Source organism: Proteus sp. MB838, from assembly GCF_054767435.1.
In genome coordinates this window covers 1-15,261 of record NZ_BAABMO010000059.1, presented here as the reverse complement: position 1 = coordinate 15,261, position 15,261 = coordinate 1, and the positions used below count along the sequence as shown (strand labels likewise).

Here is a 15,261-nt window from a genome sequence, read left to right as displayed (position 1 = left end):
GGGTAAGTAGTGTCTGGTTTCTACGTAGTGCAATGGCACGAAACACAGGAGGATTATCAGTTTGTGCACAAACCAATGTGCCACCTTCCTCTGGTGCTTTGCTTGAGCCGACAAACACAGGGATCCCACTACGCACTGCAGGTAATAATGTTGCGGGATGGAGAATTTTAGCACCAAAGGTTGCCATTTCAGCCGCTTCATCAAAAGCAATATGATCAATACGATGTGCTTGCGGGACTATTCTTGGATCAGTGCTATAAATACCAGGTACATCAGTCCAAATATCGACACGTGACATCCCTAATGCTTCACCAATCAGTGCCGCAGTATAATCACTTCCACCACGCCCTAAGGTGGTGGTTTTTCCTTTAGACTCTTGTCCGATAAAACCTTGGGTAACAATCACGGTTTCTGTTAAGCGGGGCTGAATTAAACTTTGTGTTAACTCAGTTAATTGCGCCATATCTGGCTCAGCATGACAAAACAGATCGTTGGTTTTCATTACTTTTCTGACATCAAACCAATCTGCACTTATTCCTTTTTCACGTAACAGTTCAACAAACAATAACGTTGACATCAATTCACCGTGGCTGACTAACTCATCGGTTAACGCATCAGAAGTTGCCAAGGCTGCCGCTTCTGACAGCATTTCAATATTTTCCAATAAGCGGTTTATTTCTTGAGAAATAATTTCCGCTTGTGATAATTGATTGATGATGGCGTATTCAATATCACGAACTTGAGCCAATAAAGCGGCTCGTTGTGTTGCGTCAACACCTGTCGCAAGTTCGATAAGCAAATTGGTGATCCCCGCTGAAGCAGAAAGAACCACCACACGGACTGATTTCTGTTTTAAGATAATATCTGCACACTTTTCCATCGCCGCAAAATTTGCCACGCTAGTGCCACCAAATTTGGCGATAGTAAAAGGTGATGAAGGTGTTGCAGTATTATCTTTCATTGTTGTATTCCTTTAGTCCCAGTGAGATGTTAAACACAGTTAGGAATATCGGTTATTGCCAAAAGAGTCAATCAAGAGTGAAGGATAATCAATTTAATTAATAATCACTCAGAGATTATCGGTTTTGCCTATGTAAGTAATTAATACTAGATTTGTTGAATGGTTTTGACGAATATCATCAAATAAGAAAGAATTGACCGTAACTATTAAATGACAGGCTACAATCTGAGAGTATCGGATTGTAATCTTAAGAGAGTATTGTGAATGAAAAATGTAAACCCAACTCATACCTTAGCTTGGAAGGCATTAGAAGACCATTTTGCTGTGATGAAAGATACAGAAATGAAAACACTGTTCTCTCAAGATCCATCACGCTTTGACACCTTTTCAAGAACGTTTTCAGACCAAATTCTAGTCGATTTTTCAAAAAACCGTATCACCCAAGAAACATTAGATAAATTACAGACTCTGGCTAAAGAGTGTGATGTTGCTGGTGCGATAAAGAGTATGTTTAGCGGTGAAAAAATCAACTGTACGGAAGATCGTGCGGTACTCCACACTGCATTACGTAATCGTAGCAATACACCGGTTATGGTCGATGGCAAAGATGTGATGCCAGAAGTCAATGCCGTATTGCATAAAATGAAAGTATTTAGTGAGCGTGTGATTAGTGGTGAATGGAAAGGTTACACAGGTAAAGCGATTACTGATGTGGTCAATATCGGTATTGGTGGCTCTGATTTAGGCCCGTATATGGTGACAGAAGCACTGCGCCCTTATAAAAACCACTTGACCATGCATTTTGTTTCTAATGTTGATGGTACACATATTGCAGAAACCTTGAAAAAATGCGATCCAGAAACAACGCTATTCTTGATTGCTTCAAAAACCTTTACCACACAAGAAACCATGACTAATGCACACTCTGCAAGAGATTGGTTCTTATCTGCGGCTAAAGAGAGTGCTTTTGTTGCGAAACACTTTGTTGCGTTATCAACTAATAGTGCTGAAGTAGAAAAATTTGGTATTGATACCGCAAATATGTTTGAGTTTTGGGATTGGGTTGGTGGCCGCTACTCATTATGGTCAGCAATTGGTTTATCCATTGTATTATCTATTGGTTATGACAACTTTGAGCAGTTACTGTCCGGTGCTCATGCTATGGATAATCACTTTAGAACCACTGAAGCCGAAAATAATATTCCGATGATATTGGCGCTTATTGGCATTTGGTATAACAATTTTTTTGGTACCGAAACTGAAGCGATTCTGCCATACGATCAATATATGCACCGTTTTGCTGCTTACTTCCAACAAGGCAATATGGAATCCAATGGTAAATATATCGACCGTGATGGAAACAAAGTCAGTTACCAAACCGGACCTATTATTTGGGGAGAGCCAGGGACTAATGGCCAGCATGCGTTTTATCAATTAATTCATCAAGGAACCAAACTGATCCCTTGTGATTTTATTGCACCAGCGATCAGCCATAATCCATTATCTGATCATCATGCAAAACTAATGTCGAACTTCTTTGCACAAACCGAAGCATTAGCATTTGGTAAAACCCGTGAGCAAGTCGATGCAGAGTTTGCCTCAGCAGGAAAAGATCCCGCAACCATGGGGTATGTGGCACCATTTAAAGTGTTTGAAGGGAATCGTCCCACCAACTCCATTCTTTTAAAAGAGATCACTCCCTATTCATTAGGCGCGTTAATTGCGATGTATGAACATAAAATCTTTGTACAAGGTGTAATTTTCAATATCTTCACCTTTGACCAATGGGGCGTTGAGTTGGGCAAACAATTAGCTAATCGCATATTGCCTGAGTTAAAAGGTAAGGAAAGTGTTAACAGTCATGATAGTTCAACAAATAATTTAATTAATCGTTACAAAGCATGGCGTTAAGAGAATAAATTAAGTGTGATTAAGCGCTTATAACCAAGGAGGTTGATGGTGACCTCCTTTGTTTTTTCTCAATTTGAGTGAATTCTGATTATCTTTTAACGTTTTTTTAGATTATTTATACGAAATGTTATCAGCTTTTAACTTCCTATCGCTACATCATGATATCCTTAGTGCATAATGATTTATAAAGTTAGGATCATCATAGTTGTGATGATGAAAGAATGTTTAAAAAATCCATAATTACTCACGCACCTATTCACTGGTTATCAGATGAAGAGCGTGAAGAAGTCGCAGAAAATACCTTAAGTTGGCTGCTGGAATTAGGTTCAATGACACGACGTTTTGAGCAACATTGCCATCAAGTGACGGTAATGCCATATCAAGAAGGTTTTATTGAATATATCGAGCCTGCTGATGAACAAAAGTGTTTACCTTATAGCCGACGCTATTGGTTAAGAGAAATCGTCCTTTGTGGGGATAATGTACCTTGGTTATTAGGGCGAACATTAGTGCCGGAAGAGACATTAACGGGTGAAGATCGCCAATTAGTGAATTTGCGTACGGTGCCATTAGGACGTTATCTGTTCCAGGAAACAACCTTAAGTCGTGATTTTATTCATATTGGGCAACAAAATGGACATTGGTTACGTCGTTCCCGTTTCCAGCTTTCAGATAAACCTTTATTATTAACTGAGGTGTTTTTGCCTGCATCACCTGTATATAAGCAGTAGTTAGGGGGAGCTAAAATTGGAGGGAAGTATGACGCACAATAAATGGCAGGCGTATAGCCGTTTAATGCGTATAGATAAGCCTATTGGAGCGCTATTATTACTTTGGCCAACTTATTGGGCATTATGGATCGCCGCTAAAGGCTTTCCTGACTGGCATATCCTAATTGTATTTACTCTAGGTGTGTTTTCCATGCGTGCCGCTGGGTGTGTAATAAATGACTTTGCTGACAGAAAAATTGATGGCAACGTTGAACGAACTAAAAATAGACCATTACCTAGTGGTGCTGTAACGGAGAAAGAGAGCAAGATTATCTTTATTGTCTTGGTGCTGTTTTCGTTTGGATTAGTGCTTACGTTAAATACCATGACCATTTGGTTATCTATTGCCGCACTTGCACTCGCATGGTTTTATCCTTTTGTAAAACGTTTTAGTAATTTGCCTCAATTAATTTTAGGTATGGCCTTTGGTTGGTCTATCCCTATGGGATTTGCTGCAGTTTCTGAAACACTACCTTTAGTATGTTGGTTACTCTTTTTGGTCAATATTATCTGGTCTGTTGTGTATGACACTCAATATGCCATGGTCGATCGCAATGATGATTTAAAAATAGGGGTGAAATCGACAGCCATTCTGTTTGGTCGTTACGATAAAATCATTATTGGTATTTTACAGTTAGTAATGTTGGCATTATTAGTGGCGATTGGCGTTTTGCTGAATATGAAAGGGATCTATTATTGGTCATTGTTACTCGTGACAGCCCTGTTTATTTATCAACAGAAATTAATTGCTGAACGGGAAAGAGCCCCTTGTTTTCAAGCGTTTATGAATAATAATTATGTTGGTTTTGTTTTATTTGCAGGTATTTTATTTAATTATTTCTAATAAACATATTACCAGCGCTAGCTGATCACTGAAATTGCATAAAAATAAAAGGGATAAGCCAATTGCTTATCCCTTTTCTATTACTGATTATAGCGCGATTTGCTATTAAGCAACTACTTATCCATGCTGGACTCAGGGTTTTCCTCAATCGCTTGTGCTGAATTGTTATCTTCAGTAACGCCTACACTCTCAATGGTTAAACGAATTTCTGGTGACATTAATTTCGCAATAACTTGGTAAAGTGCAGAGGCATCTGCTTTGAGGATATCTTCATTATCTTTAAGATAACCTTCTTCACGCAGTGTAGAAACTAAAGTGGAGAAAACCGCTTTATCAAAGAACTCAGGTGCGTTAATACCATGCAATACAGAAAGTCGTTGCGCCAAAATGCGGCTTTCTCTTTCTAATAGTGCACGGCTAATTTCAGGAGCAAAATTGAGTAGAGAGAGCGTAATACCATAACGCTGTAGCGTTTCTCTAACACTTGCTGCTAAAAGCTGTAATGGGCGAATACGTGCTGGATTGATCCGTAATATGCCATCATCAGCACAGCAAATTAGACGCTGGCGACAAAGTTCACTAATCAGTGTATTAACCACATCAGGTAACTCCTCTTTTTCATAGCGAATAAACAACTCAGCTTTGATAAGAGGGAAAATTAATTCTACCTGTTTCATTAAGTCATCACGGTGTATACGCTCGTGATGCAAGACAATGCTCGCAATTAATGATGGTGTAACCATTAAGTGAGTGGTGTTATTGCGATAATAAGTCATCAATACGGCACTTTCACGAGGCAATATAATAATATCACCAAGACTATCCTGCTCAACTTGGAATTTATCTGTTTGCAAGGCGTGTGCTAATAATGTCTCTGAGCTTTTATCGGGGACAACCATATCTGATGAGTAAGGCACATTACGCAGTAACTGTAGATAACAATCTATTTGCTCTAATAATTGTTCTTTAGTTAGTGCTCGCTGACGGGACGCTAGCAACGCCGTAGAGACAAGGTTAATCGCATTAATCGAAGCGGCATTATTAATATTGACCATAATATTATCCGCTAACGCACTAACTGCAGGATTTAACCAGCTTGGACGTTGTGGCTCAATAGGATCAATATCATCGCGCCAGTCAGGTACTGCCTGATTAAGGTATTGTGATAGCGAGATAGGTTCACCAAAATTGACATAGCCTTGACCAAGGTTACGTAGTTTACGCAATCCTCTGATCATCTGCATAAAACCTTCTTTCTCTTTTGTCGCACCACGCAACTCTTTGGCATAAGTGGCTACTTCCATGACATGCTCATAGCCAATATAAATGGGAACGATGGAAATAGGGCGTGTTTCACCACGTAACATGGCTTGCACGGTCATTGACAGCGTCCCTGTTTTAGGATCTAACAGTCGACCTGTACGGGAGCGTCCACCTTCAACAAAATATTCAATAGAGTAGCCTCGAGAGAATAATTCACCTAAATATTCCCGGAAGATGGTTGAATAAAGTTTATTTCCTTTAAAGGTTCGACGAATAAAGAAGGCCCCTAAATGACGGAAAATCGGTCCTGCTGGCCAGAAATTAAGGTTAATACCCGCAGCAATATGTGGGGGAACTAATCCTTGATGATAAAGTACATAGGAAAGCAATAAGTAGTCCATATGACTACGGTGGCAAGGTACGTAGACAATTTCATGTCCATCTTGCGCAAGTTGGCGCACACGTTCTGCATTAAAAACGTTGATACCTTGATAGAGCTTATTCCATGTCCAGCTTAATACACGATCAGTCATTCGTACCGCTTCATAAGAGAAATTAGCGGCGATCTCTTCCATGATATCAGTGGCATTTTTACGTGCTTTATCAAGCGTAATTTTTTTCGCTTTTGCTTCATCTTCAATGGCTTTTTCAATGGCTTTGGATGCCAATAGTTTATTGAAGAGATCTTGGCGTGCAGGCAGTTTTGGGCCAACTGCTGCTAAACGCTGACGTGAAAAGTGAATACGCGCCACACGCGCAAGTTTTCGAGCAATGCTGGTATCGGTTCCATGTTCATTAGCCATTTGGCGCATGGATACGGTCGGCGAGAAACGGACAAAACTATCTCGACCTAGCCAGAGGATGGCAATAAATTTTTGGATCCCATTTAATAAGCGCAAATGGGGGACACCATTATGACCTTCTCGACCCGGTGAGCGACCGAACATCACTGAAGCAGGTAACATTTCAATATCAAGATGCGGATTGTTACGATGAGCATCAAGATAAGCATGGAATGTTTTCACTGAATCTTTACGCGGATCGGGAGAGTAGTAACGGAATACTCTAGGACCATCGTCAATAAAGACGTAGGCTGGCAGTTTGGTTCCGTTAATTTCTATGGGTTGCAGAGGATCTGGCAAGCCAAGAGATAAACATTGCTGACGTAATGTCAGTAAGTCTGCTTTAGAGTGATAAGGCAGAACATAAAGGAAAGATCGCGACGTATCTAAGCCTAACTCAGTGATAGGATCAGTCGGAACTCGTTTACTTTTTACCAACAATTTCAGTGGTAAATTCAATGTGTTATAATATAGTTTACGCCAAGCTGACATAAATAGTTGTAGCCTCTTATTAGCAATACTTCGAAAGCATAACAGAAAGTCTTTCGTAGATCTGTGGTGCTGTGACAATATTAATAGAGAAAAGTGGCAAAATAATCGTTTGTTTTCGATAGAGTTTATTATGGCTAATCAAAATAAAGGTCTTACCCGAATCATTAAAGCTGGTGGCTATTCATATCAGGGCTTACGCGCCGCTTGGATCAATGAAGCCGCTTTTAGACAAGAAGCTATTGTGACCTTAATAGCAATTATCCTTGCATTTTTTATCGATGTCAGTGTTCTAGAGCGCATTTTATTGATTGGTTCAGTCGTCCTTGTCGTCATTTTAGAACTGGTCAATAGTGCTATAGAAGCTGTCGTCGATCGCATTGGTACAGAACGTCATGAATTATCAGGACGAGCAAAGGATATGGGATCAGCTGCCGTTCTCGTCGCTATTATATTGGGATTATTTACTTGGGGAACCATTCTTTGGCATCATTTTTTTGCATAAAGTAAAAAAAATCGACAATTGTCGAAAAATAATGCAAAGATGCGTGTTTTATATGCATTTGTAGTTCCCAATCGGCATATACCTGTATATACTCACAGTCTGACTGTATAAACAAACAGGGGGCGGAATGAAAGCATTAACTGCAAGGCAGCAGCAGGTTTACGATTTGGTTCGTGATCACATTTCGCAAACGGGTATGCCACCAACACGGGCGGAAATCGCTTCCCAACTTGGTTTTCGCTCACCTAATGCGGCAGAAGAGCATTTAAAAGCACTTGCTCGCAAAGGCGTGATAGAAATTGTCTCTGGTGCATCTAGAGGTATCCGTTTGCTACTTGAAGAAGAGCCTGAAGGCTTACCATTAATTGGACGAGTTGCAGCCGGTGAACCACTTTTAGCGCAAGAGCATATCGAAAGCCATTATCAAGTTGATCCTATGCTTTTTAAACCGAGCGCAGATTTTTTACTGCGTGTTAATGGTATGTCGATGAAAGATATCGGTATTATGGATGGCGATCTACTTGCTGTGCATAAAACACAAGATGTCCATAATGGCCAAGTGATTGTCGCACGTATTGAAGATGAAGTAACCGTAAAACGATTTAAGAAAGTCGGTAGTAAGATAGAACTGCACGCAGAAAATCCAGAGTTTTCACCTATTATCGTTGATTTACGTGAGCAGAGCTTTACTGTGGAAGGATTAGCAGTAGGGGTTATCCGTAACGGCGAATGGCTGTAATTTGTATCTAAGTCATTCAATCAATACAAATTATTGTACCAGATGCGCCGAAACCTCGTCCTCCAGTTCATCAGGGCGGGGAGAACGTCAAAAAGATGCAGATGATGTGTAAAAACATAAAATCATCTGCATTTTCTCTTTTTAATTTATACAAAAAAACATATGTTCCGCTGACTTTTATCTTTTATCTGCTTAACGAGGCTTATAGTCACCGGTTTTTTTCTGCTTAAGATTATCATCCATACTATGATCATGGTGACAACCTTCCGGATGTGTACAGGCTTGGGCTTCATGGCACTGAGCGCACAGCCCATGAATTTCAATCACACTATGGCGTAAATGAAAGCCATTATCTTTAGCGAGCGTACTGATCGCCCCTTCAATTTTATGACTACTTTTTTCTGTGACTGATAAGCAACGATCACAAATTAACATCACCGATGTATGCTCAGCATCATCAAAATGATGACAAAGCACATAGCTATTGGTGGATTCTATTTTGTGAATAAAACCTTGTTCAAGTAGAAATTCCAATCCACGATATACGGTAGGTGGTTTAGCTTGAGGCTCTACTTGGCGTAATAAATCTAATAAATCATAAGCGCTGATTGCGGTAGGTTGTTGCATGATCAGACGCAATACTGCCAGACGTTGTGAAGTCAGGCGAACACCTCGTTTCTGGCAGATCTTTTCTGCCTGAGCGAGCAATTTCTCTTCATTCATAGGATAGGATGCTCTCAGACGTGATTAATTGCGATGATCTTACCATATTTTTTTTGAGCAAACCTTTGTGGAAAGTGGGATTTTGAGAAAATAACGCTATAAATTGTCATTATCAGTAAATCAAATCTAACCATGGTGGAAGGGGCTAATATTTATTCACAAGACTTACCTTAACGCCAATGATGAACGAGTAATAGCCAATGGGAAATAGACAAGGTGTGACAATATGATTGGCAAATGCGGGATAAGCATGAAACAAAGAAAAGCCCGTTAATGATATAACAGGCTTTAGCATTTGATGTTATATGACTTAGAAGATAAGGTAAGTTCTTAAGTAACCGTCAGAACGGAATATCGTCATCAAAGTCCATTGGTGGTTCATTACTTGGCGCTGGTGCCGCTGCTGGTTGTTGTGCTGGGCGAGATGGTGCGCCACCACTAAACTGTTGTGATGCTTGTGGTTGCTGAGGTTGACCCCAACCGCCTTGGCCTTGTGAAGGTGCATTATCTTGACCACCACGGCCACCTAACATCTGCATTGTGCCACCGATATTCACCACAACTTCAGTGCTGTAGCGATCTTGACCACTTTGATCTTGCCATTTACGTGTTTGTAATTGACCTTCAATATAAACTTGTGAACCTTTACGCAGATACTCGCCAGCAATTTCTGCTAGTTTGCCGAAAATGACCACACGGTGCCATTCGGTTTTCTCTTTCATTTCACCGGTTTGTTTGTCGCGCCAGCTTTCTGAAGTTGCTAGTGTCAGATTTGCCACTGCACCACCACTTGGCATATAACGGATTTCTGGATCCTGCCCTAAATTACCGATAAGAATAACTTTGTTAACGCCTCTGCTCGCCATGTGAGGTACTCCTGCGAAAGTAAATTTTTTGAAATCATAAGCGATGAAGTTTATCACGTAAGCTAAAATTTGAATATGATGAGTAATGAATTTCTCCATTGAGAACAGGATCGACATTTTGTTGTCTTAATATGGCAAATTTTCATTATCATTCAGTTTCAATATATATACTGTATATCCATTCAGCTAGTTTTGTGTCATAATTATCCGATTCTTTCTTTTTCGGCGACTCACTTAATCCGGGATATATTCATGGATAAAATCGAAGTACGGGGCGCTCGCACCCATAACCTAAAAAATATCAATTTGGTCATTCCCCGCGATAAACTTATTGTTATTACGGGACTTTCTGGCTCAGGTAAATCCTCTTTAGCCTTTGATACGCTTTATGCGGAAGGCCAACGGCGTTACGTTGAATCGCTTTCAGCTTATGCTCGTCAGTTTCTTTCCTTAATGGAAAAGCCTGATGTTGATCATATTGAAGGGTTATCGCCCGCTATTTCGATTGAGCAGAAATCGACATCACATAACCCACGCTCAACGGTCGGCACCATTACCGAGATCCACGATTACCTACGTCTATTATTTGCACGTGTGGGTGAACCGCGCTGTCCTGATCACGATATCCCTTTAGCGGCTCAAACGGTAAGCCAAATGGTGGATAATGTTTTAGCGCAACCTGAAGGTAAACGCTTAATGTTATTGGCGCCAATCGTAAAAGAGCGCAAAGGTGAGCATGTAAAATTACTCAATAATCTTGCTGCACAAGGCTATATTCGTGCTCGTATCGATGGTGAAGTGTGTGATTTATCAGATCCCCCTACCTTGGAGTTACAGAAAAAGCACACCATTGAAGTGGTCATTGATCGCTTTAAAGTTCGTGACGATCTGGCTCAACGTTTAGCAGAATCTTTTGAAACCGCATTAGAGCTTTCTGGCGGTACTGCTGTTATCTCTGATATGGACGATAGCAGTGCTGAAGATATCGTTTTTTCTGCAAACTTTGCCTGTCCTATTTGTGGTTATAGCATGAGTGAACTAGAGCCACGGTTATTCTCTTTTAATAACCCCGCAGGTGCGTGTCCTACTTGTGATGGTTTAGGGGTTCAACAATTTTTCGATCCTGATTTGGTGATCCAGAATCGAGAAATCTCTCTGGCCGGTGGTGCGATTAAAGGGTGGGATCGGCGCAATTTTTACTATTTCCAAATGTTGCGCTCATTAGGCGAGCACTATCATTTTGATGTTGAAGCCCCCTTTGACTCATTACCCGACAAGATCCAGAAAGTGATTTTATCCGGTTCAGGTAAAGAAAATATTGAATTTAAATACACCAATGATCGAGGGGATGTTGTGGTTCGCCATCATCCTTTTGAAGGGGTATTAAATAATATGGAGCGCCGTTATCGTGAAACAGAATCGAGTGCGGTGCGTGAAGAGTTAGCTAAATATATTAGCAATCGTCCTTGCGCCTCTTGTGGTGGTACTCGCTTACGTCGCGAAGCTCGCCATGTGTATGTTGAAAATACCACGTTACCTGAAATTGCGGATTACAGTATTGGTCATGCGATGAGCTTTTTCCAAAATCTAAAACTCAGTGGTCAGCGAGCGAAAATTGCCGAAAAAGTATTAAAAGAGATTGGTGACAGATTAAAATTCTTGGTCAATGTGGGATTAAATTACCTCACTCTTTCTCGTTCAGCGGAGACATTATCAGGCGGCGAAGCGCAGCGTATTCGCCTAGCAAGCCAAATTGGTGCTGGATTAGTTGGGGTAATGTATGTACTTGATGAGCCTTCAATTGGTTTGCATCAACGCGATAACGATCGCCTACTGGAAACGTTGATCCACTTGCGTGATTTAGGTAACACGGTGATCGTCGTTGAGCATGATGAAGACGCTATCCGTGCCGCTGATCATATTATTGATATTGGGCCGGGTGCTGGCGTTCATGGTGGTGAGATAGTCGCTCAGGGTACACTGGAAGATATTGTTAATAATCCCAACTCATTAACCGGTAAATTCTTAAGTGGCGAACGCCGTATTGCTATCCCTGAAAAGCGTGTTCCTGTTGATCGCGAAAAAATGCTCACTATTTTAGGGGCGAAAGGTAATAACCTAAAAAACGTTAATTTAAAAATACCTGTTGGTTTATTTACTTGTATTACTGGTGTATCTGGCTCGGGTAAATCAACCTTAATTAATGATACGTTATTCCCCATTGCTCAACGTCAATTAAATGGCGCCACTAATAGCGTGCCAGCACCTTATTTAGACGTTGAGGGATTAGAGCACTTTGATAAAGTGATTGATATTAACCAAAGTCCTATCGGTCGTACGCCACGTTCCAACCCTGCGACTTATACCGGAGTATTTACCCCGATCCGTGAACTTTTTGCTGGTGTACCAGAATCACGAACTCGCGGTTATACGCCGGGGCGCTTTAGTTTTAATGTGAAGGGGGGGCGTTGCGAAGCTTGCCAAGGCGATGGTGTATTAAAAGTTGAAATGCACTTTTTACCTGATGTGTATGTGCCTTGTGATCAGTGTAAAGGGCAACGTTATAATCGTGAAACCCTTGAGATTAAATATAAAGGGAAAAATATTCACGAAGCGCTAGATATGACAATCGAAGAAGCAAGAGAGTTTTTTGATGCGGTGCCTGCATTAGCGCGTAAGCTACAAACATTGATTGATGTGGGACTCTCTTATATTCGTTTAGGACAATCTGCCACTACGTTATCGGGTGGTGAAGCACAACGGGTTAAATTAGCCAAAGAGTTGTCAAAACGGGGTACAGGCCAAACCCTCTATATTTTGGATGAACCGACCACGGGTTTGCACTTTGCCGATATTGAGTTACTTCTTGATGTGCTCCATCAGTTGCGTGATCAGGGTAATACAATTGTGGTGATTGAGCATAACCTCGATGTGATCAAAACCGCTGACTGGATCGTTGATTTAGGGCCTGAAGGGGGCAGTGGAGGTGGTCAGATCTTGATATCCGGTACGCCAGAGCAAGTTGCTGACTTTGAAGGCTCCCACACGGCAAGGTTTTTGAAACCAATTTTAGAGCGCGGTTATTAATAGCACACGGTTTACGCACTTCTTGTCTAAACGCTACAAATTTTGTTTGTAGCGTTTTTCTTTATAAAAAGGAATTTGATATTTTATTAGAGAAATTAATTCTATTAGATAAAACTATTCTTTTTTCGTCAGTCACGCTGATAGCCGCTTTTTATATAATTAACACTCTTTTTATAAAAAAAAGAATAAATAGTTAATTCTGCTGTTTTATTACATTATTTTAACTAAATACGAGATAACAAAGCTAAATAGAAAGGATTATCATAGTATATCGTGATGCATAGCACAGTTTATTCATGGATTTGTTTCATTTGTTATACTTGACTATTATTGTATAACAATAGTGATATTTTGTTATATTTCAAAGTGTTATGTAAATCAAAAGGTTGCCGTAGGGGGAAGGTTATTATTTACTGTTCCCTTTGAACAGATAATCCTACTTTTCTCCTTGTGAGAGAATTATTTCCCAAAACGTTTTCAGCTATCACGATTTATAACAACTTTTTTCTCCGCAATATTTCCTATCATTTACCCATAATAAAAATACCTGCAAAAAGTAAGGCTATTAGGTCATCGCAAAGTTAGATAGTTCTTTTTACCCCCAAAATTCGTTTTGCTATTAACAATTACAATATAAAAAGTGAGTACTAATATGGAAACGGCTTCCTCAAAAACAGAGACAACAAGCTATCCCGCAACTAGTGCTGGCGCTCGCCGAGCAGGTATGACAGAAGAACAATGGCGTGCAGCAATTAAATTTGACGGCAATGATGTGGGCTGGGTTATCATGAGTATCGGTATGGCTATCGGTGCAGGGATTGTTTTTTTACCTGTACAGGTTGGCTTAATGGGATTGTGGGTTTTCTTACTTTCCTCCGTGATTGGTTACCCCGCAATGTACCTTTTCCAACGCCTATTTATTAATACGTTGGCTGAATCTCCTGAGTGTAAAGACTACCCAAGCGTTATCACCGGTTATCTCGGTAAAAACTGGGGTATTTTATTAGGTGCACTCTATTTTGTGATGTTAGTGATTTGGATGTTTGTCTATTCCACAGCTATCACGAATGACAGTGCTTCTTATCTACAAACTTTTGGTGTGACTGACAGTTTATTATCAGAAAATCCGTTCTATGGTCTGATTTTAATCTGTGCGTTAGTGGCTATTTCTTCTCGTGGTGAACAATTACTGTTTAAGCTATCAAGCTTTATGGTAATGACAAAACTACTGGTTGTTGCGGCATTAGGTCTTTCAATGATTGGTATGTGGCATCTGTATAATGTTGGCGCATTACCCCCTGCCGGACGTTTAATTAAAGAAGCCATTATCACACTACCTTTTACATTAACTTCTATTTTGTTTATCCAAACATTAAGCCCAATGGTTATCTCTTATCGTAGTCGTAACCAAAATCGTGAAGTAGCGCGTCATAAAGCATTACGTGCAATGAATATCGCTTTCGGTGTGTTGTTCTGTACGGTGTTTTTCTATGCAATCTCCTTCACATTAGCAATGGGACATGATGAAGCAGTAAAAGCTTATGAGCAAAATATCTCTGCATTAGCGATTGCGGCAAAATTCTTCCCTGGCGGTTGGGTAACCGTAGTGAGTGTGATGTTGAATATTTTCGCAGTAATGACCGCATTCTTTGGTGTCTATCTCGGTTTCCGCGAAGCCACACAAGGGATTGTGATGAATATTCTGCAGCGCATGATGCCTGTTGAAAAAATCAATGAAAAATGGGTACAAAACGGCATTATGATCTTTGCTGTGCTGTTAGCTTGGGGCGCCATTATTCTCAATGCACCAGTACTGAGCTTTACCTCAATTTGTAGTCCTATCTTTGGTATGGTCGGTTGTCTTATCCCTGCATACCTAGTGTACAAAGTACCGATGTTACATAAATACAAAGGCGCATCACTTTATCTGATTATCTTTACGGGTTTGCTACTTTGTGTTTCTCCGTTCTTGGCATTCTCATAGTCGTCAACTGCGGTTCGAGTTAGCTGTTATTAAAAACGATATTAATCCAAGGTGTTAGATTATGAGCCAGAACAATAATTCTCATTTATGGTCGCAGTTTATTCGTCAATTACGTGAAGGTGTTAAGCCAGCAGTAGGTTGCACTGAGCCGATTTCATTGGCATTAGCTGCGGCAAAAGCAACCGCATTATTAGCTGAGCCTGTTGTTGGTATTGAAGCGTGGGTTTCGCCTAATTTAATGAAAAACGGAATGGGCGTAACAGTACCAGGAACGGGA

Annotated in this window: 11 protein-coding genes and 1 pseudogene; 8 read left to right on the top strand and 4 right to left on the bottom strand. The window is 40.4% G+C overall.

Annotated elements, in window-relative coordinates; translation table 11 throughout:
• Window positions 1–961 (bottom strand): lysine-sensitive aspartokinase 3 (gene lysC / locus ACYUCW_RS16895; protein WP_460409098.1); only part of this gene is annotated, 961 nt, incomplete at its 3' end.
• Between the two features lie 264 nt (window positions 962–1,225).
• Between lysC and pgi the strand changes: the two genes are divergently transcribed.
• From pgi to ubiA, 3 genes are all read left to right on the top strand, one after another.
• Entirely contained in the window at window positions 1,226–2,872 is a 1,647-nt protein-coding gene (gene pgi, locus ACYUCW_RS16890) for a glucose-6-phosphate isomerase (protein WP_049202974.1), read from the top strand.
• A gap of 221 nt (window positions 2,873–3,093) precedes the next feature.
• Window positions 3,094–3,603: a chorismate lyase gene (gene ubiC / locus ACYUCW_RS16885; RefSeq protein WP_004245914.1), complete on the top strand. Its 510-nt coding sequence runs from the start codon at window positions 3,094–3,096 to the stop codon at window positions 3,601–3,603.
• 28 nt (window positions 3,604–3,631) lie between these two features.
• Window positions 3,632–4,486 carry a 4-hydroxybenzoate octaprenyltransferase gene (gene ubiA / locus ACYUCW_RS16880; protein ID WP_004250107.1) on the top strand — a complete coding sequence of 285 codons (855 nt, stop codon included), beginning with the start codon at window positions 3,632–3,634 and terminating at the stop codon, window positions 4,484–4,486.
• A 113-nt stretch (window positions 4,487–4,599) separates the two neighbouring features.
• Here ubiA and plsB read toward each other — a convergent pair whose 3' ends face one another.
• Window positions 4,600–7,083, bottom strand: a complete 2,484-nt coding sequence (plsB, locus tag ACYUCW_RS16875) for a glycerol-3-phosphate 1-O-acyltransferase PlsB (RefSeq protein WP_460409095.1) — start codon at window positions 7,081–7,083, stop codon at window positions 4,600–4,602.
• A 130-nt stretch (window positions 7,084–7,213) separates the two neighbouring features.
• Here plsB and ACYUCW_RS16870 point away from each other — a divergent pair, with 130 nt between their 5' ends.
• Together ACYUCW_RS16870 and lexA are read left to right on the top strand one after the other, a co-directional pair.
• Complete coding sequence (locus ACYUCW_RS16870) at window positions 7,214–7,585, top strand: diacylglycerol kinase (protein ID WP_004245908.1); 372 nt, start codon at window positions 7,214–7,216, stop codon at window positions 7,583–7,585.
• 127 nt (window positions 7,586–7,712) lie between these two features.
• Window positions 7,713–8,324 (top strand): transcriptional repressor LexA, encoded by a 612-nt coding sequence (gene lexA, locus ACYUCW_RS16865; RefSeq protein WP_004245906.1) that lies wholly within the window; start codon window positions 7,713–7,715, stop codon window positions 8,322–8,324.
• 192 nt (window positions 8,325–8,516) lie between these two features.
• Here the strand turns inward: lexA and zur are convergent, their stop codons facing one another.
• Together zur and ssb1 are read right to left on the bottom strand one after the other, a co-directional pair.
• Complete coding sequence (gene zur / locus ACYUCW_RS16860; protein WP_004249161.1) at window positions 8,517–9,047, bottom strand: zinc uptake transcriptional repressor Zur; 531 nt, start codon at window positions 9,045–9,047, stop codon at window positions 8,517–8,519.
• Between the two features lie 341 nt (window positions 9,048–9,388).
• A complete protein-coding gene (gene ssb1, locus ACYUCW_RS16855; protein ID WP_004249162.1) occupies window positions 9,389–9,913 on the bottom strand; it encodes a single-stranded DNA-binding protein SSB1 in 525 nt (174 codons plus the stop codon).
• A 252-nt stretch (window positions 9,914–10,165) separates the two neighbouring features.
• Here ssb1 and uvrA point away from each other — a divergent pair, with 252 nt between their 5' ends.
• The 3 genes and pseudogenes from uvrA to ACYUCW_RS16840 all read left to right on the top strand — a co-directional run.
• Window positions 10,166–13,000, top strand: coding sequence for an excinuclease ABC subunit UvrA (uvrA, locus tag ACYUCW_RS16850; RefSeq protein WP_004249165.1), 2,835 nt, complete (start codon window positions 10,166–10,168; stop codon window positions 12,998–13,000).
• 652 nt (window positions 13,001–13,652) lie between these two features.
• Entirely contained in the window at window positions 13,653–14,984 is a 1,332-nt protein-coding gene (locus ACYUCW_RS16845; RefSeq protein WP_004249166.1) for an SLC5/6 family protein, read from the top strand.
• 61 nt (window positions 14,985–15,045) lie between these two features.
• Window positions 15,046–15,261 (top strand): annotated as a pseudogene (locus tag ACYUCW_RS16840) (serine dehydratase subunit alpha family protein); the annotation flags it as partial.

Bases quoted from the DNA above. Each gene is read 5' to 3' on its own strand.
- pgi (WP_049202974.1), top strand. From the start codon at position 1,226: ATGAAAAATGTAAACCCAACTCATACCTTAGCTTGGAAGGCATTAGAA.
- ubiC (WP_004245914.1), top strand. From the start codon at position 3,094: ATGTTTAAAAAATCCATAATTACTCACGCACCTATTCACTGGTTATCA.
- ubiA (WP_004250107.1), top strand. From the start codon at position 3,632: ATGACGCACAATAAATGGCAGGCGTATAGCCGTTTAATGCGTATAGAT.
- plsB (WP_460409095.1), bottom strand. From the start codon at position 7,083: ATGTCAGCTTGGCGTAAACTATATTATAACACATTGAATTTACCACTG.
- ACYUCW_RS16870 (WP_004245908.1), top strand. From the start codon at position 7,214: ATGGCTAATCAAAATAAAGGTCTTACCCGAATCATTAAAGCTGGTGGC.
- lexA (WP_004245906.1), top strand. From the start codon at position 7,713: ATGAAAGCATTAACTGCAAGGCAGCAGCAGGTTTACGATTTGGTTCGT.
- zur (WP_004249161.1), bottom strand. From the start codon at position 9,047: ATGAATGAAGAGAAATTGCTCGCTCAGGCAGAAAAGATCTGCCAGAAA.
- ssb1 (WP_004249162.1), bottom strand. From the start codon at position 9,913: ATGGCGAGCAGAGGCGTTAACAAAGTTATTCTTATCGGTAATTTAGGG.
- uvrA (WP_004249165.1), top strand. From the start codon at position 10,166: ATGGATAAAATCGAAGTACGGGGCGCTCGCACCCATAACCTAAAAAAT.
- ACYUCW_RS16845 (WP_004249166.1), top strand. From the start codon at position 13,653: ATGGAAACGGCTTCCTCAAAAACAGAGACAACAAGCTATCCCGCAACT.